This is a genomic window from Burkholderia arboris (assembly GCF_902499125.1).
GTDB lineage: Bacteria > Pseudomonadota > Gammaproteobacteria > Burkholderiales > Burkholderiaceae > Burkholderia > Burkholderia arboris.
In genome coordinates, this window is the sequence record NZ_CABVPX010000002.1 from 337,376 (window position 1) to 361,635 (window position 24,260).

A 24,260-nucleotide genomic window follows, 5' to 3' on the forward strand; every position below is an offset into this window, starting at 1 on the left:
AGCCATCCGGCGGCCTCCCCTGTCTGAGCGCTTCTGCGCCTGCGCTGGTCCCGTGCTTCGCGGTCGATCAGCGCCCGCCAGTCGCGTGCATCGGCAGTCGGCCGCCCGGACCTGGCGCGGATCCCCGCCGCCCGACGCCACCGGCAGTGTAGCCGGGCCGTCGATGCGACGAGAGCGGGCGATCATAACGCAGCCAGCCCTCCCGCACCAAGATCATCGACTCTAACCGCGCCGGCCGGATGCCGGGGGCCGCTCAGGCGTGCGCCAGCGCGTCCGGATTGACGAGATTCGTGCGCAACCTGCCGGCCAGCGCGCCGACCAGGTTTTCCGCGGCGCAACGCGCCATCGCGTGGCGCGTCTCGTGCGTCGCCGAGCCGATATGCGGCAGTGCGACGACGTTCTTCATCTGCAGCAGCGGCGAATCCGCCGGCAGCGGTTCCTTCTCGAACACGTCGAGTCCCGCGCCGCGGATCGTGCCCGCACGCAGCGCGTCGACCAGCGCGGCTTCGTCGACGACCGGCCCGCGCGATGCGTTGATCAGGATCGCGCTGCGCTTCATCTTCTCGAATTCGGGCGCGCCGATCAGGTGGTGCGTCTGCGGCGACAGCGGCACCTGCAGGCACACGAAATCGGATTGCGCGAGCAGTTCGTCGAGCGTCACGCGCCGCGCGCCGTACTGCGTCTCGGCTTCCGCATGCGCGGAGCGGTTCGCGTACAGCACCTGCATCCGGAAGCCGAGCGCGGCACGGCGCGCGACCGCGCCGCCGATCCGCCCGAGCCCGACGATGCCGAGCGTCTTGCCCTGCACGTCGGTGCCGTACAGGTCGGGGCCGATGCTGCGATGCCAGTTCCCGGCCTTCACCCACTCGGCCAGTTCGACCACGCGCCGCGCGGACGCCAGGATCAGCGAAAACACCGTATCGGCGGTCGACTCGGTCAGCACGTCCGGTGTATGCGCGAGCACGATGCCGCGCCGCGTGAAATCGGCGACGTCGAAGTTGTCGTAGCCGACCGAGATCGTCGACCACGCCTTCAGCCGCGGTGCGCGGTCGAGCATCTGCGGCGTGACCTTCAGGCTCGCGCCGATCGCGCCGTCCGCGTCGCCGAGTGCAGCGGCAAGTGCGTCGGCGCCATCGGCCTGCACGACGTCCGCATGCTCGCGCAGATACGCGAGAACGTCATCGGGCAGCGGCTTGTACGCGACGATACGGGGCTTCATCGTTTCATTTTCCTTGCAGCGGCGCGGCGAGCGGATGCGCATCGCGCGCCTGGGGTTTGACGGACAGCGTGAGGATCACTGCGGCGACGAGCGCGGCGCTCATGAACGCATACGATGCGACGGGCGACCCGGTCGCACCGTTCAGGTAGCCGACGAAGTACGAACCGACGAACGAGCCGAGCGCGCCCATGCTGTTGATCAGCGCCATTGCGCCGCCGGCGACGTTCTTCGGCAGCAGTTCCGGCACGATCGCGAAGAACGGGCCGTACGGCGCATACATCGCGGCGCCCGCGACGACCAGCAGCGCATACGAGATCCAGAAATGCGACGAGCCGAGCGCGTACGATGCGGCGAACGCGCCCGCGCCGATCAGCAGGAACGGCCACACGAAACCGCGGCGCGAGCCGACCTTGTCGGACGCCCACGATGCGGCGAGCATCGCGATCGTCGCCGCGAGATACGGCAGCGCGGACAGCCAGCCGGTCGCGACCATCCCGAGGTCGGAACCGTTCTTGACGATCGACGGCAGCCACAGCACGAAGCCGTACACGCCGATGCTCCAGCAGAAATACTGCGCGCACAGCTTGATCACGGCCGGCGAGCGGAACGCTTCGCCATAGTTGCGCACCGGCTTGATCGCTGCCTGCTCGGCCGCGAGCGCGGCGTCGAGGTCGCGCTTTTCCTGCGCGGTGAGCCACGGCGAGTCGGCCGGCTTGTCCTGCACGAGGAACCACCAGCACACGGCCCAGATGACGGCCGGCACGCCTTCGGCGATGAACATGTGGCGCCAGCCGAATTCATGCACGAGATAGCCCGACACGATCGACATCCACAGCACGGTGACCGGGTTGCCGAGGATCAGGAACGTGTTCGCGCGCGAGCGCTCGTTCTTCGTGAACCAGTTGCTGATGTAGATCAGCATCGCCGGCATCACGGCCGCCTCGACGATGCCGAGCACGAAGCGGATTGCCATCAGCGACGGGATGTTGCTGACCACGCCCGTGAGCGCCGCGCAGCCGCCCCACAGGATCAGGCTGACGAACACGAGCTTCTTCACGCTGCGGCGTTCCGCGTAGATCGCGCCGGGGATCTGGAAGAAGAAGTAACCGAGGAAGAACAGCGCGCCGATCAGCGACGACAGGCCCTTGCTGATGCCGAGGTCCTGGTTGATGCCGGCCGCCGCCGCGAACCCGTAGTTCGCGCGGTCGAGGTAAGCGAGGCTGTACGTGATGAAAACGATCGGCATGATCGTCCACCAGCGTCGGGCTGCGAGATTGGCTGCCATGAGCGTGTCTCCGTATGTCGACCGGCATCGGCGCGCTGGCGCCCGCTCCGGTCCCATCCTTTAGGGGTGTCGACCGGAGATGACGCTTTGGCGCCGGCCCGGCCTCGAACAAAACCATTGTGCGTCGTGCACAAAATGAATCCGCGGATTGTGCCGTGTTCGGCCTCTCATTGCGCGGTGACGATTTCCTCTAAGCGATCGATGCGATTGCTGACATTTTCGAGTCGGTCGAGGGCTTCGCGCGTCGGCAATCCTTCCGAATCGCCGATCACCTGGATCGCGAGCGCCCCGATCCGGTTCCCGCGCGCGACGGCTTGCTCGATGCTCCGCCCTTCCAGCAGCGCGCTGACCACGCCGACCGCGAAGCCGTCGCCGGCGCCGACCGTGTCGACGACACGCCCGACACGCTCGCCCGCAACCGTGCCTTCGCGGCCGTCGGCCGTGCGGTAATAGGCGCCCTCCGCGCCGAGCTTGATCACGACGCCGCGTGCGCCCTGCGCGAGATAGAAGCCCGCGATGTCGGCCGGCGTGTCGTGTCCGGTCAGCTGCCGCCCTTCGGCGAGGCCCGGCAGCACCCAGTCGGCGAGCGTCGCGAGCGCGTTCAACGTCTTCGCCATCACGTCGGCGGACGGCCACAGCGTCGGGCGCAGGTTCGGGTCGAACGAGATCGTCTTGCCGGCCGCGCGCATCTCGCGCGCCAGCTGGAACGCCAGCTCGCACGAGGTCGCGGAGATCGCCGGTGCGACGCCCGTCAAGTGCAGATGGCGCGCGCCGAGCACGTAGTCGGCCACGTAGTCGTCGCACGACAGGTGGCTCGCGGCCGAGCCCTTGCGGAAATATTCGACGGTCGGATCGCTGCCGTCGTCGTTGCGCGACTTCAGCTGGAAACCGGTCGGGTAACGCGGATCGACGGTCACGCACGACGCGTCGATCCCTTCGCGCGCCAGCGTGTCGAGCACGTAGCCGCCGAACGAATCGCGGCCCACGCGGCTCATCCAGCCGACCCGGAAGCCGAGCCGCGACAGGCCGATCGCGACGTTCAGGTCGGCGCCCGCGATCCGCTTCGTGAATTGCCCCGCGTGCGCGAGATGGCCCGGCTCGGTCGCGACGAACATCGCCATCGCTTCACCGTAGGTCACGACATCGAGTGCTGCTTTCATGAATGAACTCCTTCGGATCCTGCCGCCGTCACGCGGTCGCGAGCCACGCGACACGCCGGCAGGCATCGCCTGCCAGGTCGGCCGCGTCGAACGGAAATTCGATGCCGCGCGGCGCATGCTGCGGCAGCGCCGCGAGCACGCCGGTCACGAGCGCATCATCCGGCGCCGGCGCGGCGGCGAAACGACGCGCGCCCTCGCCCTCGACGGCCTTGCAATGAATGTATTCCACATGCGGCGCGAGCACCTGCGCGCAATCAAGCGGTGCTTCACCGGGCCACTGCCAGTTGCCAATGTCGAACGTCATGCCGAGCGCGTCGGGCATGCCCGCTTCCGCCAGTGCAGTGAACAGCCCGCGGAACTGCGCGAACGCGCCGCCAACCTGCAACTGGCCGTTCTCGACCACCACGCGGGCCTTCGCACCGCGCGACAGCGCGACGATGTCGGCTGCGTGCGCATCGCCGGCGAAGCCGCCGAGCTGGAATTTCACGAAGCGCGCGCCGAGCGCGTCGGCTTCCGCGAGCGCGTCGCGCAATGCGCCGGCATCCAGCGCACCCGTTTCCGTATACAGCGTGGCCGGTGTCGAATAGACCGACCACAGCTTGTGGCCGTCGATCTGCGCGCCGAGCGCGGCCAGCGCGCCGGGCGCCGCGTCGTCGTCCGACGCGAACAGTTCGCGCCGCACCTCGAAACCGGCCGCGCCGGATGCCGCCACGGTCGCGACGAATGCGCTGTGGCCCTCCTGACGCACGCGGTCCATCCCGAATGCGCTCGCCACGATCACGATGTCTGCCATTTTGCCCTTTTTATACCGGAATGGAACCGGTTCCATTTGCTTGAGACGGATGGTGCGCTTCGCGTCTGGGCCACGCCATAGAGGAAATCCCTAAGACCGGACCTCACGCGAACGCGCGCACGACGGCGTGCAACTCGCGTTCCCGGGCCGGTTTTCGGCCGCCTACGCGAGGTCCTGCGCGAGACTCATGTCGAGGAACTGCGCGGCGACCCGCGACGGTGCGCCGCCGTGCGGCACAAGTATGGAGAAATGCCGCGTGAGCGGCGCCGGCGCGAGCGAGCGCAGCACGAGCGCCGCATCCTGGTGACGCAGCGACATCGCGGACACGAACCCGACGCCCATCCCGGCGCGCACGGCCTCCTTCACGGCCTCGACGCCGGCAATCTCGAACGCGACTCGCATCGGCGCGCCGCCATGCGCGAACGCGCGCTCGACGAGCTGCCGCACGGCGGAGCCCGCCTCGCGCAGCACGAGCGGGTGCGCGGCGAGCGCGTCGAGCGTCACGCCCGCGTCGTAGCCGGACGCGGCCAGCGGATGGCCGGCCGGCACGATCGCGACGATCTCGTCCTCGTGCCACGCATGGACGGCCGTGCCGGGCGGCAGCGCCTCGCCGGGCGGCCCCTCGATCAGCGCGATGTCGAGCGACGGCAGCGCGGCCACCACGTCGGCCGTATTGCCGCTCATCGTCTGGATCGTCACGCGCGGCGCAAGCGGCTGGAATGCCGCGATCAGGTACGGCAGCAGGTAGCTCGCAGGCGTCGTGCTCGCGCCGATGCGCAGCGTGCCGGCCTCGAGGCCCCGCACCGCGTCGCGAAACGCACGCGCCTGCGCGAACGTGTCGCGCTGCGCCTTCGCGTACTGCGCGAGCTGCTCGCCGACCGGCGTCAGGCGGATGCCGCGGCCGTCGCGCTGGTACAGCGGCTCGCCGAATTCGTCCTGCAGCAGCCGCAACTGGCCCGACACGGCCGGCTGCGACAGATGCAGCGCCACGGCGGCGTGGCTGATGTTCAGATGTTCGGCGACGGCGGCGAACGTTATCAGTTGATCCGGGGTCATGGGGATAAATTATCGGCTTTCCGGATAGTTTACGTCACAAATCACAATTTTTCATATCGATATAACGAAATTAGGATTACACCATCGCAACACGCTCCATCACGGTGCTTCCATGTCCACTGCTCCGACTCCCCATCTCAGCCATGCCGCGCCGTCGGTGCGCGGCCAGTTGAACGGCGTGCTGTTCGTCGCGCTGTTCGCCGCCGCCGTCACGAGCTTGTCCCAGCTTCCCGCGATCGCGGGGCTCGGCCTGTCGCCGCTGATCGTCGGCATCGTCGCCGGCGCGCTGTACGGCAACGCGCTGCGCGACGGCATGCCGGCCAGCTGGGCGGCCGGCGTCAACTTCTCCGCGCGCAAGCTGCTGCGCATCGCGGTCGCGTTCTTCGGGTTGCGCGTGAGCCTGCAGGAAATCGCGCAGGTCGGGCTGCCGGGCCTCACGGTGTCGGTGCTGGTCGTCGTCAGCACGCTCGTGATCGGCACCTGGGCCGGCATGAAGCTGATGAAGCTCGACCGCGACGCCGCATTGCTGACCGCCGCCGGCAGCGCGATCTGCGGCGCGGCCGCCGTGCTCGCGTTCGAATCGACGCTGCAGTCGAAGCCGCACCAGAGCGCGATGGCCGTGGGCAGCGTCGTGCTGTTCGGCACGCTGTCGATGTTCCTGTACCCGATCGCGTATCACGCCGGGCTGCTGAACCTCGATCCGGCCGGTCTCGGCCTGTTCTTCGGCGGCACGATCCACGAGGTCGCGCAGGTGGTCGGCGCGGCGAGCGACATCAGCCCGCAGGTCGCACACGTCGCGACGATCGTGAAGATGACCCGCGTGATGCTGCTGGTCCCGGTGCTGCTGGTGCTCGGCTGGTGGCTCGCCCGCTCGGCGCGGGCAACGGCCGGCGGCGCGCAAGGCAAGCGCAAGGTGGCGGTACCCTGGTTCGCGCTCGGTTTCCTCGGCTTCGTGATCGTCAATTCGCTGAACGTGCTGCCGGCGGACGTCACGCATACGCTAAACGTGCTCGACACCTTCGCGCTGACGATGGCCATGACCGCGCTCGGCATCGAGACGCGCGTCGCGCAGATCCGCGCCGCCGGCCCGCGTGCGCTGATGACCGGCCTGATCCTGTACGTGTGGCTGATCGCCGGCGGCTACGGGATCACCTGGGCCGTGCAGCACTGGCTTGGCTGAGTTGCCCGCCCGTGACACTTCGCGCGCCGCGCCCGACGGGATGGTCCCGCGGGCGCGGCGCAGTGCTATGCTTCGCGTCGTTTTCCATCGCCCTCTTTCAGCCGTGCTCTCGTTCCTGCTGAAGCTGCGCACACGCGCCCAAAAGCTGTTCCGCCTGTCGGACGCCCATACGATGCTGATCTGGTCGGCCATCGTCGGCGTCGGCGGCGCCTTTGCCACGATGGCGTTCCGCGAAGGCATCGACCTGATGCAGCACCTGATCTCGGGGCACAGCGGCAGCTTCGTGCAGATGGCCAAGAGCCTGCCGTGGTACGTGCGGTTCTGGATGCCGGCGGCAGGCGGCTTCCTCGCCGGCTGCGTGCTGCTGCTGGCGACCCGCGGCGACAAGCAGGCCGCCAAGACCGACTACATGGAATCGGTCGCGCTCGGCAACGGCGTCGTGCCCGTGCGGCAGAGCCTGTGGCGCAGCGTGTCGTCGCTGCTGACGATCGGCAGCGGCGGCTCGATCGGCCGCGAAGGCCCGATGGTGCAGCTCGCGGCGCTCGCCGCGTCGCTCGTCGGCCGCTTCGTGCACTTCGACCCGCCGCGCCTGCGCCTGCTGGTCGCCTGCGGCGCCGCTGCCGGCATCACGTCCGCTTACAACGCGCCGATCGCCGGCGCGTTCTTCGTGTCGGAAATCGTGCTCGGCACGATCGCGATGGAAAGCTTCGGGCCGATGGTCGTCGCGTCGGTCGTCGCGAACATCGTGATGCGCGAATTCGCCGGCTACCGGCCGCCGTACGAGATGCCGGTGTTTCCGGCCGTCACGGGCCCCGAAGTCCTGCTGTTCGTCGTGCTCGGCGCGCTGTGCGGCGTGCTCGCGCCGCAGTTCCTGCACCTGCTCGATGCGTCGAAGAACCAGTTCAAGCGGCTGCCGGTGCCGTTGCCCGTGCGGCTCGCGCTCGGCGGCCTCGTCGTCGGCGTGATCTCGGTGTGGACCCCGGACGTATGGGGCAACGGCTACAGCGTCGTGAACCAGATCCTGCATTCGCCGTGGACCTGGCAGGCGCTGGTCGCAGTGCTCGTGTTCAAGGTGATCGCAACCTCCGCCACGGTCGGCTCGGGTGCGATCGGCGGCGTGTTCACGCCGACGCTGTTCGTCGGCGCGGTGTTCGGCTCGCTGTTCGGGCTCGCGATGGAAGCCGTGTGGCCCGGCCATACGTCCGCGTATTTCGCGTATGCGATCGTCGGGATGGGCGCGTTCATGGCGGGCGCCACGCAGGCGCCGCTGATGGCGATCCTGATGATCTTCGAGATGACGCTGAGCTACCAGGTCGTGCTGCCGCTGCTGGTGTCGTGCGTGTTCGCGTACTTCGTCGCGCGTGCAACGGGCACGACGTCGATGTACGAGATCACGCAGCACCACTACCAGGACGCGCAGGAGCGGCTGCGGCTGCGCACCACGCAGATGCGCGCGCTGATCCAGCCCGCGCAGACGGTCGTCCCGCTCACGGCGAGCGTTGCCGACATGACGCGCGTGTTTCTCGAATATCCGGTGAAGTACCTGTACGTGACCGACGAAGCCGGGCGCTTCCGCGGTGCGGTCGCGCTGAAGGACATCACGTCGGACCTGCTCGACAAGCGCGACACGACCGACAAGACGGCCGCGCACTACGCGCATACGCCGTTTCCGCTCCTCACGCCCGACATGCCGCTCGCCACCGCGCTCGAACGCTTCATGGCGTTCCAGGGCGAACGGCTGCCGGTCATCGAAAGCGAAACCGAGCCGACGCTTGCGGGTGTCGTCTACAAGACGTCGCTGCTCGACGCGTACCGGCGGATGACCGGCGAGCGCTGACGCGCGCCGCAACCCCCGCTGCGCCGGTCAGTCCGGCGCACGCCCCAGCACGACCCGTGCGAAGAACCCCGCGAGCACCGATTCGGCCACGTCGGCCGAGACGTGCTGCGGATCGGCCGTGTAGTACGACTGCACGCCATCGCACAGGCACATCAGCCCGAACGCGAGCGTGTCGGCCGGCAGCAGCAGCGGCGTGCCGGCGCGCTCGGCGAAGCGCTGGATGAACTCGGCCATCTGCACGCGCTTGCCGTGCAGGAACTGGTTGAAACGCACGCGGAACTTCGCGTCGCGCGCCGCCTGCAGCTTCGCCTCCCCCCACAACAGCGAGTATTCGTCGTCGCGAAACAGCGTGCGGTAATACGCGAGCGACATCGATTCCATCTGCTCGCGCGACCCGCCGCCTTCGAAAATCGCCTCGAAGTCGGCCTGCACCTCCGAGTGATCGCGCTCCAGCAATTCCAGCAGCAGGTCGGACTTGCTGCGGAAGTTCGAGTAGAACGCCCCGCGCGTATAGCCGGCCGCTGCCGCGATGTCCTCGACGCTCGCGGCCACATAGCCTTTCTTCAGAAAAATTCGATGCGCGGCTTTCAGCAGACGTTCGCGCGTCTGGTCCCTGCTCTGCTCGCGAGTTAAGCGCTGTGGTTTCATGGCGCGCAGTCTAGCACCCTTTCCCTTTCGGATTCATCTTTGCATTCAGATACAGGTGTGTATTAGAATTCGCCACAGTTTCTGAATGTGTTGTCCGCGCGCCCGTGCCGGTGCTGCTTGGGGCAAGCGCCCGACGCGCTTGCCGGCTTCGTTCCGCTCCACCTCACCTGGGGGTTTCGTGAATCGCTCCGGTTCCCGCGCCGCGCTGCTGATCGGCGCCGCGCTCGTCCTTGCCGCCTGTCATCCGAAAGAATCCGCGCCACCCGCCCCGCGCCCCGTCGTCGCGCTGCCCGCACAGACCGATACCGCCGCGGCCGCGCGCACGCTGCCCGGCGACATCCAGCCGCGCTACGCCACCCCGCTGTCGTTCCGCATCGCTGGCAAGATCATCGAGCGCAAGGTGCGCCTCGGCGATACGGTCAAGGTTGGCCAGGTCGTCGCGCTGCTCGACCCGTCCGATGTCGAGAAAAACGCCGTGAGCGCGCAGGCACAGCTCGACGCCGCGACGCACAGCCTCGCGTTCGCGAAGCAGCAGCTCGACCGCGATCGCGCGCAAGCCCGCGAAAACCTAATCGCGGCCGCGCAGCTCGAACAGACCCAGAACAGCTACACGTCGGCGCTCGCGCAGCGCGACCAGGCGCAACAGCAGCTCGCACTCGCGAAGAACCAGCTCCGCTACGCGACGCTCGTCGCCGATCACGCGGGCTACATCACGGCCGAACAGGCCGACACCGGCCAGAACGTGTCGGCCGGCCAGCCGGTCTACCAGCTCGCGTGGTCGGGCGACGTCGACGTCGTCAGCGACGTGCCCGAGGCCGCCCTTGCATCGCTTGCGCCCGGCCATGCGGCAACCATCACGCTGCCGTCGCTGCCGGGCCGCCAGTTCGCCGCGAAGGTGCGCGAAATCGCGCCGGCCGCCGATCCGCAAAGCCGCACCTATCGCGTGAAGCTCACGCTCGCCACGCCCGATCCGGCGATCCGGCTCGGGATGACCGCGAACGTCGCGCTCGACGGCGCGCCGGCCGCCGGCGACGCAGCGCCGATCACGCTGCCCGCGACCGCGCTGTTCCACGACGGCGCGCAACCGGCCGTGTGGGTCGTGCGCACGAAGGACGACACGCTCGAATTGCGCCGCGTCGACGTCGCGCGCTTCAACGAGCGCACGGTCACCGTGTCGCACGGGCTGCAGCCGGGCGAGCGCGTCGTGCTGCAGGGCGTGCATACGGTCAGCGCGGGCGAGAAGGTGCGACCGATCGCGCCGCTGCATCCGGAGGACTTCGCATCGTGAGTACGCCCCACGAAGAAGGCCGCTTCAACCTGTCGGCGTGGGCGTTGCGCCACCAGGCGCTCGTCGTCTACCTGATCGCGCTCGCGACGCTCGCGGGCATCCTCGCGTACACGCGGCTCGCCCAATCCGAAGATCCGCCGTTCACGTTCCGCGTGATGGTGATCCGCACGTTCTGGCCCGGCGCGACCGCGCGGCAGGTGCAGGAACAGGTGACCGACCGGATCGGCCGCAAGCTGCAGGAAACGCCCGCCATCGACTTCCTGCGCAGTTATTCGCGCCCCGGCGAATCGCTGATCTTCTTCACGATGAAAGATTCGGCGCCGGTGAAGGACGTGCCCGAAACCTGGTACCAGATCCGCAAGAAAGTCGGCGACATCGGCTATACGCTGCCGCCCGGCGTGCAGGGCCCGTTCTTCAACGACGAATTCGGCGACGTCTACACCAACATCTGGACGCTCGAAGGCGACGGCTTCACGCCCGCGCAACTGCACGACTATGCGGACCAGTTGCGCACCGTGCTGCTGCGCGTGCCGGGCGTCGGCAAGGTCGACTACTTCGGCGACCCCGACCAGCGGATCTTCATCGAGGTGAACAATGCTCAGCTCACGCGCCTCGGCATTTCGCCGCAGCAGCTCGGGCAGGCGATCAACGCGCAGAACGACATCTCGTCGACCGGCGTGCTGACAACCGCCGACGACCGCGTGTTCGTGCGGCCGAGCGGCCAGTTCGACAACGTCGACGCGATCGCCGACACGACGATCCGCATCAACGGCCGCACGTTCCGCCTCGGCGATCTCGCGACCGTGAAGCGCGGCTACGACGATCCGGCCGTCACGCAGATGCGCGCGAACGGCAAAGCCGTGCTCGGCATCGGCGTCACGATGCAACCGGGCGGCGACGTGATCCGGCTCGGCAAGGCGCTCGACGCCGAATCGAATGATCTGCAGGCGCAACTGCCGGCCGGCCTCAAGCTGACGCTGGTGTCGAGCATGCCGCACGCGGTCGCGCATTCGGTCGACGACTTCCTCGAAGCCGTCGCCGAAGCCGTCGCGATCGTGCTGGTCGTGAGCCTCGTGTCGCTCGGCCTGCGCACCGGGATGGTCGTCGTGATCTCGATTCCGGTCGTGCTCGCGGTCACCGCCCTCTTCATGTACCTGTTCGACATCGGGCTGCACAAGGTCTCGCTCGGCACGCTGGTGCTCGCGCTCGGGCTGCTCGTCGACGACGCGATCATCGCGGTCGAGATGATGGCCGTGAAGCTCGAACAGGGTTACAGCCGCGCGCGCGCCGCCGCGTTCGCATACACGAGTACCGCGTTCCCGATGCTGACCGGTACGCTCGTCACCGTGTCGGGCTTCCTGCCGATCGCGCTCGCGAAATCGAGCACCGGCGAATACACGCGCTCGATCTTCGAGGTGTCGGCGATCGCGCTGATCGCGTCGTGGTTCGCGGCCGTCGTGTTGATCCCTCTGCTCGGCTATCACATGCTGCCGGAGCGCAAGCGGCACGCGCATGAGGCGCACCTGCCCGACGACCACGAACACGACATCTACGACACACGGTTCTACCGGCGGCTGCGCGGCTGGATCGACTGGTGCATCGAGCGGCGCGTCGTCGTGCTGCTGATCACCGGCGCGCTGTTCGTCGTGTCGCTGATGGGCTTCTCGCTGGTGCCGCAGCAGTTTTTCCCGAGTTCCGACCGGCCCGAGCTGCTGGTCGACCTGCGGTTGCCCGAAGGCGCGTCGTTCGCGGCGACGCTGCGCGAAACCGAACGCCTCGAGAAGGTGATCGACAAGCGCCCCGAGATCGACCATTCGGTGAACTTCGTCGGCAGCGGCGCGCCGCGCTTCTACCTGCCGCTCGACCAGCAGCTGCAACTGCCGAACTTCGCGCAGTTCGTGATCACCGCGAAATCGGTCGAGGATCGCGAGAAACTCGCGAGCTGGCTCGAAACCACGCTGCGCGACAAGTTTCCGGCCGTGCGCTGGCGCCTGTCGCGGCTCGAAAACGGCCCGCCGGTCGGCTATCCGGTGCAGTTCCGCGTGAGCGGCGACAGCATCGCGACGGTCCGCTCGATCGCCGAGAAAGTCGCGGCGACGATGCGCGGCGACGCGCGCACGGTCAACGTGCAGTTCGACTGGGACGAGCCGGCCGAGCGTTCGGTGCGCTTCGAGATCGACCAGAAAAAGGCGCGAGAGCTGAACGTCACGTCGCAGGACGTGTCGAGCTTCCTCGCGATGACGCTGTCCGGCACGACCGTCACGCAGTACCGCGAGCGCGACAAGCTGATCGCGGTCGACCTGCGCGCGCCGCGCGCCGATCGCGTCGATCCGGCGAAGCTCGCGGGCCTCGCGCTGCCGACGCCGAACGGCCCCGTGCCGCTCGGCTCGCTCGGCCGCTTCAAGCCGACGCTCGAATACGGCGTCGTGTGGGAACGCGACCGCCAGCCGACCATCACCGTGCAGTCGGACGTGCGCGCCGGCGCACAGGGCATCGATGTCACGCATGCGGTCGACGCGAAGCTGAATGCGCTGCGTGCGCAGTTGCCAGTCGGGTATCAGATCAACATCGGCGGCTCGGTCGAGGAAAGCGCGAAGGCGCAGAAGTCGATCAACGCGCAGATGCCGCTGATGGCGATCGCCGTGTTCACGCTGCTGATGATCCAGCTGCAGAGCTTCTCGCGTGTGCTGATGGTCGTGCTGACCGCGCCGCTCGGGCTGATCGGCGTGGTCGCGACGCTGCTGCTGTTCGGCCAGCCGTTCGGCTTCGTCGCGATGCTCGGCGTCATCGCGATGTTCGGGATCATCATGCGCAACTCGGTGATCCTCGTCGACCAGATCGAGCAGGACATTGCGGTCGGCCACGGCCGCATCGACGCGATCATCGGCGCGACCGTGCGGCGCTTCCGCCCGATCACGCTGACGGCCGCGGCTGCCGTGCTCGCGCTGATTCCGCTGCTGCGCTCGAACTTCTTCGGGCCGATGGCGACCGCGCTGATGGGCGGCATCACGAGTGCGACCGTGCTGACGCTGTTTTACCTGCCTGCGCTGTACGCGACGTGGTTCCGCGTGAAGCGCGACGAACGCGACCCGCAGGACGGCCCGCCGCCAGGCGGCAGCACGCCGGCCGCGCCGTCGGGAGCCTGACCATGAATCGATCGATGAACCTGAAAACGAAAGCCGTGCGGGCGCTTGCGGCGGCAAGCCTCGCCGGCCCGCTCGCGGGCTGCGCGTGGTTCGCGCCGAGCGGCGAGCCGCCCGCGATGCCGTCGCCCGCGCACTACGGCACCGTGCCGCAAGTCCAGCAGACCGTGTCCGCGCAAGGTGTCGCGCAACAGTTCGAAGTCGGTGCGCAGCCGGTGCCCGACTGGTGGAAACAGTACCGCTCCGATGCGCTGAATGCGCTCGTCGACGAAGGGCTGCGCAACAGCCCGACGCTCGGTGCGGCGTCGCATTCGCTGGATGCCGCGCGCGAACAGCTGCGCGGACAGATCGGCAGCTCGATGCTGCCGTCGATCGACGCGGGCGGCCAGGCCACGCGCCAGCGTGCGCTCGGCGTGCCGATTCCCGCGCTCGGCGCGCCGACGCTGCTGTACGACACGTTCGTCGGGCAACTGCAGGCGAGCTACACGATCGACCTGTTCGGCGTGTCGCGCTTCGCGAACCGGGCGCTCGCGAAACGCGTCGACGTCAGTGCGTTCCAGCTCGAATCCGCGCGGCGCGCGCTGGCCGCGAACATCGTCACCGCGTCGATCACCGTGTCGGTGCTCGGCGCGCAGATCGACACGACCGAGCGGCTCGTCGCGCTCGCGAACGACCAGGCGCACGATGCCGAACGCCGCTACGCGCTCGGCTCGGCGTCCCGCAGCGACGCGCTGAACGCGCGGCAAAGCGCCGACACGTTCGCGGCGAGCCTGCCCGCACTGCGCCAGCAGCGCGACTCGGCTCGCCATGCGCTCGCGGTGCTGGTCGGCCGCACGCCCGACCGGCCGCCGGCCGATCTCACGCTCGCCGATCTGCACCTGCCCGAACAGGTGCCCGTCGTCGTGCCGTCCGACCTGCTGAAGAGCCGGCCCGACATCCAGGCGGCCGATGCAGGGCTGAAGGCAGCCGCGGCCGAAGTGGGCCTCGCGACCGCGCAGATGTTCCCGCAGCTGTCGCTGTCGGCGGCGATGGGCCAAGGCGGCTTCAGCTGGCCGACGATGCTGTCGGGCGCCGGCGCGATCTGGAACGTCGGCGCCTCGCTGAGCCAGCCGATCTTCCACGGTGGCGCACTGCTCGCGCAGCGCCGCGCGGCGAAGGCAACCTACGAGGCCGCGGTTGACCAGTACAAGCAGGCCGTGCTCGGCGCATTCCAGAACGTCGCCGATTCGCTTGCGGCGCTCGAGCACGATGCGGAAGCGCTCGACGCGTCGTCGCGCGCCGCGCTTTCCGCGCGCGGCGCGTACGACGACGCGGCCGCCCGCGTGCGGCTCGGCGCGCTGCCGCCGTCGGCGGCACGGGCGAGCGAGCTGCAGTACCGCAATGCGCGGCTCGACGAGATCCGCGCGACCGGTGCGCGGTTCGCGGATACCGCGCGGCTTTACCAGGCGATGGGCACGCCGCCGGCCGGCAAGGACGACCAGGCCGGCCAAACCGGCAACTCCGCCGGCAACAGCACAACCGGCCAGCAGGCACAGGCCGCCACGCCCGACGCCGCGCCTTCGGCGCCATGACCCGCCCCCTCGACCGGCCGCGCGTGCAGCCCCCCCCCGCGCGGCCGGTCGCCGATTGCCGATCTTCCGCTTGACCCTCACGTAGCGTAACGTTCGAGACTCCAGTGTGCGTACCGAACGGAGGAACGAATGCGACTGAAAGTGGGAGAACTGGCGAAACGCAGCGGGCTGACCGTCCGCACGCTTCATCACTATCACGCAATCGGTCTGCTGACGCCTTCGGCGCGCGCCGACAACGGCTACCGGCTGTACGACCGCCACGACATCGCCCGGCTCCACCAGATCCAGGCGTTGCGTCGCTTCGGCCTGTCGCTCACCGAAATCGGCGACCACCTGAACCAGCCCGGCACCCCGCTCGTCGAGCTCGTCGCGAAGCAGATCGCGCTGCTCGACCGTCAGCTTGCGCAGACCGCGCGGCTGCGCGAGCGGCTCGTGAACCTGCATGCGCAGCTCGCGGCGGGCACGGAGCCGGAACTGGCCGATTGGCTCACCACACTGGAGTTGATGACCGTGTACGACAAATATTTCTCCGAGGAAGAACTCGCGCGCATGCCGATGTACCGGAAAAGCCAGGCAGGCGACGCGGAATGGATCGCGCTCGTCGGCGAGGTCCATGCGTTGCACGAAGCCGGCGTGCCCGCCGAGGACGAGCGCGCGCGTACGCTCGCCGCGCGCTGGATGGCGCTGCTCGTGCGCGACACGAACAACGATCCGCGGCTGCTGGCGAAGCTGAACCTGATGCACGAGCACGAACCGGCGATGCAGTCGAAGATCGGCATTTCGACCGCGCTGCGCGACTATGTGCTGCGCGCGTCGTCGGAAACGAAGATGCGGATCTTCGAGAAATACCTCGCGCCGGACGAGATCCGCTTCATGCGCGCGCACTACGGTGAACGTGCGATGGAGTGGCCGCAGCTGATGGGCGACGTGCGCGACGCGATCGAGACGGGCGCGAAGCCCGATTCGCCGCAGGGCCGCGCGCTCGCGCAGCGCTGGCTCGAGCTGTTCTGCAGCTATGCGGGCCACGATCCGGCCACGCATGCGAAGTTCCGCCAGGCACTGGTGAACGAGCCGGCACTGACGAAGGATTCGTGGACCGACGAGACGCTGATCGGTTTCGTGCGCGAAGCGATGGCGCAGCTGGCGCCCGCGCGCTGAACGGGTGACAGTGACAGTGCGGGCGGCAGGCGGGATTCCCGCTTGCCGCCCGCTTCACCATTTGCAGCCGGTATCCCGCACCGCATCCAGTGCGAGCATCGGCAATGCGAGGAGGCCCGCACTCGCGTGGGCGTTCCGGCAATCGGCGCGACGGGCGTCCGACATGCCGCCGGCCAGAAGCTCGTCGACGGTGCGACTGCGCGGCGCCAGATCACCCGACGACGCACCCAGCGCACCGACCGCCGCCTGCGCAGGGCTGCGCGCCGTGGCATGCCGCGCACCGATCGCACCCAGATCGCGGCGCCAGTCGATTTCGGGTCCTGCAGTGACCGCCTGATGGTGGTCGCTCCGGTTCGCGCTTGCGCCGACGCCCATCCCCCTTTGCACGGACAAAACGCCCGGCTCACCCTGGGGCGAACGCGCCGCGCTGCGCGCCGCTGCGGCCGAAGCCGAAGGCCTCGTCGGCAACACGGCGTCGCGCACGATCGCCTCGGGCGCCGGCCGTGCGGGAATCAGCTCGACGCGCAGCGCGACCCGGGGCCGCGCCGCGGCTTTCGGGCCGGTTGCCGTCGCCCCCCGTTGCAGCACGAACCATCCGAGCAGGTGGATCGACACGGACACCGCAACGGCCAGCGCGACGATGCGCGGCCGACCGCGCTCCGCAACGCCGTCGCCGCGCGGCCGCGATGCGTCAGTCGGGCGCGCCGCCACCGTCATCGCTGAACGCGAGCAGGTCGCCGGGCTGGCAGTCGAGATAGCGGCAAATCGCCTCGAGCGTCGCGAAGCGGATGCCCTTCACCTTCCCCTGCTTGAGCAGCGACAGATTCTGTTCGGTGATGCCGACGGCCGCGGCCAGATCCTTCGAGCGGACCTTGCGGGTCGCGAGCATCACGTCGAGCTTGACTACGATCGTCATCGCGCGCCTCAGACGAATTGCCGATGCTCGGCGTCGAGCTCGCTCGCCTGCCGCAGAATGTGCGCGATGACCGCGATGCAGGCGGCCGTGAACAGCGCGACCACGTACGGCATGGTGAAGCCGATGCTGATCACGCGATGGCCGACCGGTTCGCGCAGCGTCGCCCACACGCTCAGAAGCGGCTCGCACACCAGGCTCAGCACCACCCACAGACCGATCGCCCGCCCCGTCTTGCCGAGATGGCCGGCGGCCCGTGCGGAGAAGTAGTCGCGCCGCGCATACGTGCGGAACAGCGCGCGCAGATGCCGGAGCCCGTTTGCCAGCGCGACGAGCGGGACGCTCGACAACACGATGCCGACTGCCTTTTGCCACCACGGGAACGCGGCAACGTCCACACGCAGGTTCGTCAGCACCGAATCCGTGAGACCGAACACGAAACCGGGCCCCGAGGCCGCGCTCAGCGACGGAAACAGCCAGCAAGCGGCGTTCAGCACCATCATGCCGACGATGAAACCCAGCGTGACGGTGGCCATCTGCTGGCTGATACGGGCGATACGATCGGAATGCATGGCATGACCTCGACGACGAATGAACGAGCGTCGATTGTACGTCGATAATTATCGCAAAACGATAATTAATTGTTGTCTTGCCGTTATTTTTTATTGTTCTGCATGCTCATGCCCGCGCCACCCCGGCCGTATCGCGCGCAACGGCCGTGCGGCCGCCTAGTCGTAATCCCGCACGCTGATCCCGCGCCAGCGCTTCGTCATGTAGCGCAGAAACGCAGGCTGTGCCTTCAGGTCCGCATTCGGCACGGGCGCCGCGCCGCCGTCCATGAACTTGCCCTTGACCGTCACGGTTTCCTCGCCGCGCAGCACGTATTTCGTGCCGGCGTCGATCAGGAAGTATTTCATCTGATCGGCGCTGATATCGCCGCGGCAGCCGATCTTGTACGCGAACAGGAACTGCTTGTGCCCGTTGCCGAGCAGGTCGCGCATTTCGATCGACTTCGGCACGACGTCGAGGATCACGTCGACCGGGCATTCCTTCACGTAATCGCGCACGGTCCAGTCCGGCCGGCCGTCGAGCGTCGCGGACACCTTGAGCTCGACGTCGTCGCCGGACGCGGTTCTGGCGAGCGTCACCGCGTGCGCGCCGGCCGCATCGGTCCACGTGTAGTCGGCGGCCTGAGCCGGGTTGCAAAGCGTGGCGGCGGCGAGCAACAGGCAACGCGGAAGGAAGCGTTTTTTCATCGGTAAAGGCGTTGAAATCGAACGCGCATTATCGGCAAAGCCGCGTGCCGTGGCCAGCCGCGCGCGACATGCCCGTTCACCGATCGCGCGAGCCGAGCCCGAGCGCCTTCATCCGCCGGTACAGCGTCCGCTCGCTCAACCCGAGCTGCCCGGCGAGCGCCTTGCGCGTGCCGTCGAACGTACGCGCGATACGCACGAGCTCCGCGTCGGACACGCCTCGCGCGTCCGCCGTACGATCCTGCGGCGCCGCCGCGGCCGCGACGAGCTCGGCCGGCAGATGCTCGACGCGGATCGTCCCGTCGTCCGCGAACAGGCACGCGCGCTCGAGCACGTTGCGCAGCTCGCGGATGTTGCCGGGCCATGCGTATGCATCGAGACACGCACGCGCGCGCTCGGTCAGCACGAACGGCCGCGCACTCGCGTCGCCCGCCTTGCCGCGCGCGTTCGCGATGCGCCGCAGGATCGATTCGGCCAGCAGCGCGACATCGCCCTGCCGTTCGCGCAGCGCCGGCAGCGGAATCGGAAACGCGTTGATCCGGTAGTAGAGATCCTGCCGAAACCGGCCGTCGTCGATCATCTCGCGCAGCGGCTTGTGCGTGGCCGCGACGAGCCGGAAATCCGCGCGCAGCGCCTCGACGCCGCCGACACGCCGGAACGTGCCCGATTCGATCAGCCGCAGCAGCTTCACCTGCATCGGCAACGGCACGTCGCCGATCTCGTCGAGAAACAGCGTGCCGCCCTGCGCGGTTTCGACGAGGCCCGGCTTGCGCTGGTTCGCGCCCGTGAACGCGCCCTTCTCGTAGCCGAACAGCTCGCTCTCGAACAGCGACTCGGCGATCCCCGAGCAATCGACGACGACGAACGGCCCCATCGCGCGATCGCTCGCCTCGTGCAGCGCGCGGGCGAACAGTTCCTTGCCGGTGCCCGATTCGCCGAGCAGCAGCACCGGCAGCGTCGACGGCGCGACGCGCTGCAACGCGCCGAGCGCCGCATTGAACGCATCGGCGCCGCCGACGAGGCCTTCCGCGCTCGGCTGCGCGGACGCACTGCGCACCGTGGTCAGCCGCTCGACATACGCGATCACGTTGCCGTCCGCGTCGAAGATCGGCCGCAGCTCGACGTCAACGTGCTCGGGGCCACGCGGCGTGTGATGGATGTGCAGCACGCGGTTCAGCCCGCGCGATTCGAGCGCCTGCTTCATCGGGCAATGCTCGCCGGCCTGGTCGCACGGCACGTCGTAGTGATGCGAAACCTGGAAGCAGTGCCGACCCACATGCTCGACGCCTGCTACACCGAACTGGCGCCGGTACGCATCGTTTGCCGCGAGGATGCGGTAGTCGGGATCGACGACGATCATCGGCTGCGGGTCCTGCTCGAGATACGCGACGAGCGCGCGCACGTCGGGCATCGCGTCGCGATGCGGCACGGGAACGATCGGGATGGTGTCGTGCGGATTCATGCGGCGGCTCGCTCGGTAAAGAGGCGCCTGGACGGACTGCCAGGCAGACTGCCAATTCTGCCACGACACTGCCAGTTGTGGCAGACATCGCCTGCAACCCGATACCGCCAACAACGTCACGGCGCCGCCCGCGCCCCGAAAACCCGAGCCGAATCAAGTCCCTGGCACATCGGCCGGGGCTGCGCCGCAGGCTGGCACGCTTCTTGAGTCAAAGATCCCGATTGCCGATGCAGAACCCGATCGAGGACACCCCCGTGAGCAATGCCCCCGCCCTGTCGGTCGAAGGCTTTTTCGACCCTGCGACCCACACCGTCAGCTATCTCCTGCTCGATACGGCGAGCCGCGCGTGCGCGCTGATCGACAGCGTGCTCGACTACGACCCGAGATCCGGCCGCACGCGCACCGCCAGCGCCGACCGGCTGATCGCCCGCGTCGCCGAACTGGGCGCGACCGTGCACTGGCTGCTGGAAACGCACGTGCATGCCGACCACCTGTCGGCCGCGCCGTACCTGAAGGTACGGGTCGGCGGCCGGATTGCAATCGGTTCGCACGTGCGCCGCGTGCAGCGCGTGTTCGGCACGCTGTTCAACGCGGGCTCCGGCTTCGTGGAAGACGGCCGCCAGTTCGACCGGCTCGTCGACGACGGCGACACGCTCGCGCTCGGCGCGCTGACGATCCGCGCGCTGCATACGCCGGGCCACACACCCGCGTGCATGACCTACTGCGTCGACGACGCGACGCAGCGCGCGGCGTTCGTCGGCGACACGCTGTTCATGCCCGACTACGGCACGGCCCGCTGCGACTTCCCCGGCGGCGATGCGCGCACGCTGTACCGCTCGATCGCGCGCGTGCTCGCGCTGCCGCCCGACACGCGCCTGTACCTGTGCCACGACTATCAGCCGGGCGGCCGCGACGTGCAGTTCGTGACGACCGTCGCCGAGCAGCGCCGCGCGAACGTGCACGTGAAGGACGGCGTGACCGAGGACGATTTCGTCGCGATGCGCACCGCGCGCGACGCGACGCTCGACATGCCCGTGCTGATGCTGCCGTCCGTGCAGGTCAACATGCGCGCCGGCCACCTGCCCGAACCCGAGAACAACGGCGTGCGCTACCTGAAGATCCCGCTCGACGCGATCTGAGCCGCACGCCCCGCCCCATCCGGAGAACCCCGACATGACCATCCGCAAGCTGACCGACGCGCTGTCGGTCTCGCCGCAGATCGCGGCGGCCGACCTGCCCGCGCTTCACGCGGCCGGTATCCGCGCGATCATCTGCAACCGGCCCGACGGCGAAGGCGCCGACCAGCCGACCGTCACCGAGATCCGCGCGGCCGCCGCGCCGCTAGGCATCGACGTGCATTACCTGCCGGTCGATACCGGCAAGGTGACCGACGACCAGGCCGCGCAGTTCGGCGCGCTCGTCGCATCGCTCGACGGGCCCGTGCTCGCTTACTGCCGAAGCGGCACGCGCTCGGCCACGCTGTGGGCGTTGTCGCAAGCGGGGCTGCGTCCGCTGAACGACATCGTCGCGACGGCCGGCGCGGCCGGCTACGACCTGAGCGCGATCGCGTCGCGTGTCGCGCAGGGCGGCCACCAGGGCGCGCCGGCCGTGGATGCTCGGCACGACATCGTGATCGTCGGCGCGGGCGCGGCCGGCATCGCGGTCGCATCGAGCCTGCTCGCACGCGACGCGTCGCTCGACATCGCGGTGATCGATCCGGCCGACGTCCATTACTACCAGCCGGGCTGGACGATGGTCGGGGCGGGCGTGTTCCAGCCCGAGACCACCGCACGCCGGATGACCGACGTGCTGCCGCGCGGCGTGCACCGGATCCAGGCCGCCGTCGCGGGCTTCGAACCCGACGCGCACGCGATCGTGCTCGACGGCTGCCGCCGCATCGGCTATCGCAAGCTGGTCGTGTGCCCGGGGCTCAAGCTCGACTGGCAGGCGATCGACGGCCTCGCCGACACGCTCGGCCGCAACGGCGTCACGTCGAACTACCGCTACGATCTCGCGCCGTACACGTGGGAGCTCGTGCGCGCGTTCCGCGGCGGCAATGCGCTCTTCACGCAGCCGCCGATGCCGATCAAGTGCGCGGGCGCGCCGCAAAAGGCGATGTACCTGTCGTGCGACCACTGGCGGCGCGCGGGCCGTCTCGAAGCCGCGAACGTCGAGTTCCTGAATGCGGGCGGCGCGCTGTTCGGCGTGGCCGACTACGTGCCTGCGCTGATGGAGTACGTGAAAAGCTACGACATCGCGCTGTCGTTCGGCCACCACCTCGTTGCGATCGACGGCCCCGCGCGCCAGGCGACGTTCGTGCGCGCACTGCCGGACGGCGGCAAGGAAACCGTCGTGCGTGCGTTCGACATGATCCACGTGGTGCCGCCGCAGAAGGCACCCGATTTCGTGCGGTCGAGCCCGCTCGCCGACGCGGCCGGCTGGATCGACGTCGATCCGGCAACACTGCGGCACAAGCACTTTCCGGACATCTACGCGCTCGGCGACGTCACCAACACGACCAATGCGAAAACGGCCGCGGCCGCCCGCAAGCAGGCGCCCGTCGTCGCGCACAACCTGCTCGCGTCGCTCGGCCGCGCACAGGGCGATGCCGCATACGACGGCTACGGCTCATGCCCGCTCACCGTCGAGCGCGGCAAGATCGTGCTCGCCGAATTCCTGTACGGCGGCAAGGTCGCGCCGACCTTCCCCGCGTGGCTGATCGACGGCAAGCGCCCGTCGCGGCTCGCGTGGCTGCTCAAGGAACGCGTGCTGCCGCCGCTCTACTGGAAGGCGATGCTCAAGGGCCGCGAGTGGCTCGCGAAGCCCGCCGTCGCACGTTGACCGGAGCCCGATGACGTCATGCTGATTTCCCTCGTACTCGGCGGCTTCGTCGGCGCCGTGCTCGGCCTGACCGGCGCCGGCGGCGGCATTCTCGCGGTGCCCGCGCTCGTCGTCGGGATGAGCTGGCCGATGCAGCAGGCCACGCCCGTCGCCCTCGTCGCGGTCGCGGGCAGCGCCGCGCTCGGCGCGCTCGAAGGCTTCCGCCGCGGGCTCGTGCGCTATCGTGCGGCACTGCTGATGGCCGTGGCCGGCGTGCCGTTGACCACGCTCGGCGTGCGGCTCGCACACCTCCTGCCGCAGCGCCTGCTGCTCACGCTGTTCGCGCTGACGATGCTGGTCGTCGCCGGCCGCCTGCTGCGGCAGGCGCTGCGGCACGGGCCCGTCGACGCGGAGGCATCGCCGCTGTGCGTCGGCCGCGTGAACCCCGATACGGGCCGGCTCGTGTGGTCCTGGCCGGTCGGTGTCGCGCTGGCGTCGACCGGCGCGATGACGGGCCTGATGACGGGGTTGCTCGGCGTCGGCGGCGGCTTCGTGATCGTGCCGATGCTGCGCAAGTTCACGAACGTGTCGATGCACGGTGTGGTCGCGACGTCGCTGATGGTGATCGCGCTGGTCGGTACCGGCGGCGTGCTCGCGACGCTCGTGTCCGGCACGCGCGCGCCGCTCGACGTGACGCTGTGGTTCACCGTCGCGACCGCGCTTGGCATGGCCGCCGGTCGCGGCGCGTCGCGCCACCTCGCCGCGCGGCACGTGCAGGCCGGGTTCGCGGCCGTGCTCGTGTGTGTTGCGCTCGGGCTGCTGGCGAAGGCGGCGTTCGGCGCGTAAGACAACGGCCACCGCCGATCCGCGCCGCCAGACAAAACGCCCGGCCCGACTCGTCGTCGGCACCGGGCGTTTTTCATTGTGGCGGGCACCACCGGCCAACGGAACGACGGCCCATCGCCATCAAGACAGGCGCAGCATGACCGTCATTTGAGCCACTCGCGTAGCTTGCCTGCAATGTTGGATCGCTCGACATACCCCAGCGCAGAAACCGCGCACATCGCTCCAACAGCCGCATACAGCAACGCCATTTCCCCATTCCTTGCCACGTCCAGCCATGCTGCCTTTGTCAGAACCGCAAGAACCATCGATCCCGCAACGCCACCTACGACGGCCAGCATCGGCAAGACCACCCTCCTTGGAAGTCGCGCGCCCACCCAATAGACCGGATACGAAAGCAGCATTGCCACTGGAAATGTAACCGCGAAAGCAACAGCAGAAAAGACGATCGAAACACTGCCGAAATTCTTGGCAGACAAAATGCCGATGAGAAAGCCGGCCACAATCGCGGCAGTCAGACTTGCACCAAGCGATTCAAAAATCTTCAATTTTTTCTCCCGTAACGGCCGCCGAAAATTGAAAGCCTCTTCGCCGCATTCGCTGAACACTTCCACGAGCCAGTCTCACCAGA

Annotated in this window: 21 protein-coding genes; 9 read left to right on the forward strand and 12 right to left on the reverse strand. The window is 68.6% G+C overall.

Annotated features, from left to right (window positions below):
* Window positions 1-253: 253 nt before the first annotated feature.
* From BLA15945_RS03965 to BLA15945_RS03985, 5 genes are all read right to left on the reverse strand, one after another.
* Window positions 254-1,219: an NAD(P)-dependent oxidoreductase gene (locus BLA15945_RS03965; RefSeq protein WP_059236739.1), complete on the reverse strand. Its 966-nt coding sequence runs from the start codon at window positions 1,217-1,219 to the stop codon at window positions 254-256.
* Window positions 1,220-1,223: 4 nt separating this feature from the next.
* Complete coding sequence (locus BLA15945_RS03970; RefSeq protein ID WP_059234103.1) at window positions 1,224-2,504, reverse strand: MFS transporter; 1,281 nt, start codon at window positions 2,502-2,504, stop codon at window positions 1,224-1,226.
* A 167-nt stretch (window positions 2,505-2,671) separates the two neighbouring features.
* Window positions 2,672-3,664, reverse strand: a complete 993-nt coding sequence (locus BLA15945_RS03975; protein WP_059234102.1) for a sugar kinase — start codon at window positions 3,662-3,664, stop codon at window positions 2,672-2,674.
* A 28-nt stretch (window positions 3,665-3,692) separates the two neighbouring features.
* On the reverse strand, window positions 3,693-4,457 hold the full coding sequence (locus BLA15945_RS03980) for a sugar phosphate isomerase/epimerase (protein WP_174991531.1): 765 nt from the start codon (window positions 4,455-4,457) through the stop codon (window positions 3,693-3,695).
* Between the two features lie 162 nt (window positions 4,458-4,619).
* Window positions 4,620-5,513, reverse strand: coding sequence for a LysR family transcriptional regulator (locus BLA15945_RS03985; RefSeq protein WP_174991532.1), 894 nt, complete (start codon window positions 5,511-5,513; stop codon window positions 4,620-4,622).
* Window positions 5,514-5,625: 112 nt separating this feature from the next.
* Here BLA15945_RS03985 and BLA15945_RS03990 point away from each other — a divergent pair, with 112 nt between their 5' ends.
* Together BLA15945_RS03990 and BLA15945_RS03995 are read left to right on the forward strand one after the other, a co-directional pair.
* A complete protein-coding gene (locus BLA15945_RS03990; RefSeq protein WP_059234099.1) occupies window positions 5,626-6,693 on the forward strand; it encodes a YeiH family protein in 1,068 nt (355 codons plus the stop codon).
* A 103-nt stretch (window positions 6,694-6,796) separates the two neighbouring features.
* Entirely contained in the window at window positions 6,797-8,530 is a 1,734-nt protein-coding gene (locus BLA15945_RS03995) for a ClcB-like voltage-gated chloride channel protein (protein ID WP_196486601.1), read from the forward strand.
* A gap of 27 nt (window positions 8,531-8,557) precedes the next feature.
* On the opposite strand, the gene BLA15945_RS04000 is transcribed toward BLA15945_RS03995, so the two are convergent.
* Complete coding sequence (locus BLA15945_RS04000; RefSeq protein ID WP_059234097.1) at window positions 8,558-9,178, reverse strand: TetR/AcrR family transcriptional regulator; 621 nt, start codon at window positions 9,176-9,178, stop codon at window positions 8,558-8,560.
* A 178-nt stretch (window positions 9,179-9,356) separates the two neighbouring features.
* Between BLA15945_RS04000 and BLA15945_RS04005 the strand changes: the two genes are divergently transcribed.
* From BLA15945_RS04005 to BLA15945_RS04020, 4 genes are all read left to right on the forward strand, one after another.
* Entirely contained in the window at window positions 9,357-10,466 is a 1,110-nt protein-coding gene (locus BLA15945_RS04005) for an efflux RND transporter periplasmic adaptor subunit (protein WP_174991533.1), read from the forward strand.
* Window positions 10,463-13,612 (forward strand): efflux RND transporter permease subunit, encoded by a 3,150-nt coding sequence (locus BLA15945_RS04010; RefSeq protein ID WP_059234095.1) that lies wholly within the window; start codon window positions 10,463-10,465, stop codon window positions 13,610-13,612. Before BLA15945_RS04005 ends, BLA15945_RS04010 begins: the two co-directional genes overlap by 4 nt.
* A 2-nt stretch (window positions 13,613-13,614) precedes the next feature.
* Window positions 13,615-15,180: an efflux transporter outer membrane subunit gene (locus BLA15945_RS04015; protein ID WP_174991534.1), complete on the forward strand. Its 1,566-nt coding sequence runs from the start codon at window positions 13,615-13,617 to the stop codon at window positions 15,178-15,180.
* Between the two features lie 129 nt (window positions 15,181-15,309).
* Entirely contained in the window at window positions 15,310-16,338 is a 1,029-nt protein-coding gene (locus BLA15945_RS04020; protein WP_059234093.1) for a MerR family transcriptional regulator, read from the forward strand.
* A 54-nt stretch (window positions 16,339-16,392) separates the two neighbouring features.
* Here BLA15945_RS04020 and BLA15945_RS04025 read toward each other — a convergent pair whose 3' ends face one another.
* From BLA15945_RS04025 to BLA15945_RS04045, 5 genes are all read right to left on the reverse strand, one after another.
* Window positions 16,393-17,055, reverse strand: coding sequence for a hypothetical protein (locus tag BLA15945_RS04025; RefSeq protein WP_174991535.1), 663 nt, complete (start codon window positions 17,053-17,055; stop codon window positions 16,393-16,395).
* Window positions 17,030-17,254 (reverse strand): helix-turn-helix domain-containing protein, encoded by a 225-nt coding sequence (locus BLA15945_RS04030; protein ID WP_059234091.1) that lies wholly within the window; start codon window positions 17,252-17,254, stop codon window positions 17,030-17,032. The genes BLA15945_RS04025 and BLA15945_RS04030 overlap by 26 nt, the downstream gene beginning before the upstream one ends.
* Window positions 17,255-17,262: 8 nt before the next feature.
* Window positions 17,263-17,823 (reverse strand): DUF2975 domain-containing protein, encoded by a 561-nt coding sequence (locus tag BLA15945_RS04035; protein ID WP_059234090.1) that lies wholly within the window; start codon window positions 17,821-17,823, stop codon window positions 17,263-17,265.
* A gap of 156 nt (window positions 17,824-17,979) precedes the next feature.
* A complete protein-coding gene (locus BLA15945_RS04040; RefSeq protein ID WP_059234089.1) occupies window positions 17,980-18,507 on the reverse strand; it encodes a M949_RS01915 family surface polysaccharide biosynthesis protein in 528 nt (175 codons plus the stop codon).
* Window positions 18,508-18,583: 76 nt separating this feature from the next.
* Window positions 18,584-19,966: a sigma-54 interaction domain-containing protein gene (locus BLA15945_RS04045; RefSeq protein ID WP_174991536.1), complete on the reverse strand. Its 1,383-nt coding sequence runs from the start codon at window positions 19,964-19,966 to the stop codon at window positions 18,584-18,586.
* 227 nt (window positions 19,967-20,193) lie between these two features.
* On the opposite strand from BLA15945_RS04045, the gene BLA15945_RS04050 reads away from it, so the two are divergent.
* Genes BLA15945_RS04050 through BLA15945_RS04060 form a run of 3 tightly spaced genes read left to right on the forward strand, consistent with a single transcriptional unit; the run spans window position 20,194 to window position 23,632 of the window.
* Window positions 20,194-21,105 carry an MBL fold metallo-hydrolase gene (locus tag BLA15945_RS04050; protein ID WP_407045085.1) on the forward strand — a complete coding sequence of 304 codons (912 nt, stop codon included), beginning with the start codon at window positions 20,194-20,196 and terminating at the stop codon, window positions 21,103-21,105.
* 34 nt (window positions 21,106-21,139) lie between these two features.
* Window positions 21,140-22,807, forward strand: a complete 1,668-nt coding sequence (locus BLA15945_RS04055; RefSeq protein ID WP_174991538.1) for a bifunctional protein tyrosine phosphatase family protein/NAD(P)/FAD-dependent oxidoreductase — start codon at window positions 21,140-21,142, stop codon at window positions 22,805-22,807.
* A gap of 18 nt (window positions 22,808-22,825) precedes the next feature.
* Window positions 22,826-23,632 (forward strand): sulfite exporter TauE/SafE family protein, encoded by an 807-nt coding sequence (locus BLA15945_RS04060; protein ID WP_059234086.1) that lies wholly within the window; start codon window positions 22,826-22,828, stop codon window positions 23,630-23,632.
* Window positions 23,633-23,775: 143 nt separating this feature from the next.
* Here BLA15945_RS04060 and BLA15945_RS04065 read toward each other — a convergent pair whose 3' ends face one another.
* Entirely contained in the window at window positions 23,776-24,243 is a 468-nt protein-coding gene (locus BLA15945_RS04065) for a hypothetical protein (protein WP_174991539.1), read from the reverse strand.
* Between the last annotated feature and the right edge of the window lie 17 nt (window positions 24,244-24,260).

What these genes read in the sequence shown, in the direction of transcription:
- BLA15945_RS03965 (WP_059236739.1), bottom strand. Translation starts at nt 1,219, where the DNA reads ATGAAGCCCCGTATCGTCGCGTACAAGCCGCTGCCCGATGACGTTCTC.
- BLA15945_RS03970 (WP_059234103.1), bottom strand. Translation starts at nt 2,504, where the DNA reads ATGGCAGCCAATCTCGCAGCCCGACGCTGGTGGACGATCATGCCGATC.
- BLA15945_RS03975 (WP_059234102.1), bottom strand. Translation starts at nt 3,664, where the DNA reads ATGAAAGCAGCACTCGATGTCGTGACCTACGGTGAAGCGATGGCGATG.
- BLA15945_RS03980 (WP_174991531.1), bottom strand. Translation starts at nt 4,457, where the DNA reads ATGGCAGACATCGTGATCGTGGCGAGCGCATTCGGGATGGACCGCGTG.
- BLA15945_RS03985 (WP_174991532.1), bottom strand. Translation starts at nt 5,513, where the DNA reads ATGACCCCGGATCAACTGATAACGTTCGCCGCCGTCGCCGAACATCTG.
- BLA15945_RS03990 (WP_059234099.1), top strand. Translation starts at nt 5,626, where the DNA reads ATGTCCACTGCTCCGACTCCCCATCTCAGCCATGCCGCGCCGTCGGTG.
- BLA15945_RS04000 (WP_059234097.1), bottom strand. Translation starts at nt 9,178, where the DNA reads ATGAAACCACAGCGCTTAACTCGCGAGCAGAGCAGGGACCAGACGCGC.
- BLA15945_RS04015 (WP_174991534.1), top strand. Translation starts at nt 13,615, where the DNA reads ATGAATCGATCGATGAACCTGAAAACGAAAGCCGTGCGGGCGCTTGCG.
- BLA15945_RS04020 (WP_059234093.1), top strand. Translation starts at nt 15,310, where the DNA reads ATGCGACTGAAAGTGGGAGAACTGGCGAAACGCAGCGGGCTGACCGTC.
- BLA15945_RS04025 (WP_174991535.1), bottom strand. Translation starts at nt 17,055, where the DNA reads ATGACGGTGGCGGCGCGCCCGACTGACGCATCGCGGCCGCGCGGCGAC.
- BLA15945_RS04030 (WP_059234091.1), bottom strand. Translation starts at nt 17,254, where the DNA reads ATGACGATCGTAGTCAAGCTCGACGTGATGCTCGCGACCCGCAAGGTC.
- BLA15945_RS04035 (WP_059234090.1), bottom strand. Translation starts at nt 17,823, where the DNA reads ATGCATTCCGATCGTATCGCCCGTATCAGCCAGCAGATGGCCACCGTC.
- BLA15945_RS04040 (WP_059234089.1), bottom strand. Translation starts at nt 18,507, where the DNA reads ATGAAAAAACGCTTCCTTCCGCGTTGCCTGTTGCTCGCCGCCGCCACG.
- BLA15945_RS04045 (WP_174991536.1), bottom strand. Translation starts at nt 19,966, where the DNA reads ATGAATCCGCACGACACCATCCCGATCGTTCCCGTGCCGCATCGCGAC.
- BLA15945_RS04050 (WP_407045085.1), top strand. Translation starts at nt 20,194, where the DNA reads ATGCAGAACCCGATCGAGGACACCCCCGTGAGCAATGCCCCCGCCCTG.
- BLA15945_RS04055 (WP_174991538.1), top strand. Translation starts at nt 21,140, where the DNA reads ATGACCATCCGCAAGCTGACCGACGCGCTGTCGGTCTCGCCGCAGATC.
- BLA15945_RS04060 (WP_059234086.1), top strand. Translation starts at nt 22,826, where the DNA reads ATGCTGATTTCCCTCGTACTCGGCGGCTTCGTCGGCGCCGTGCTCGGC.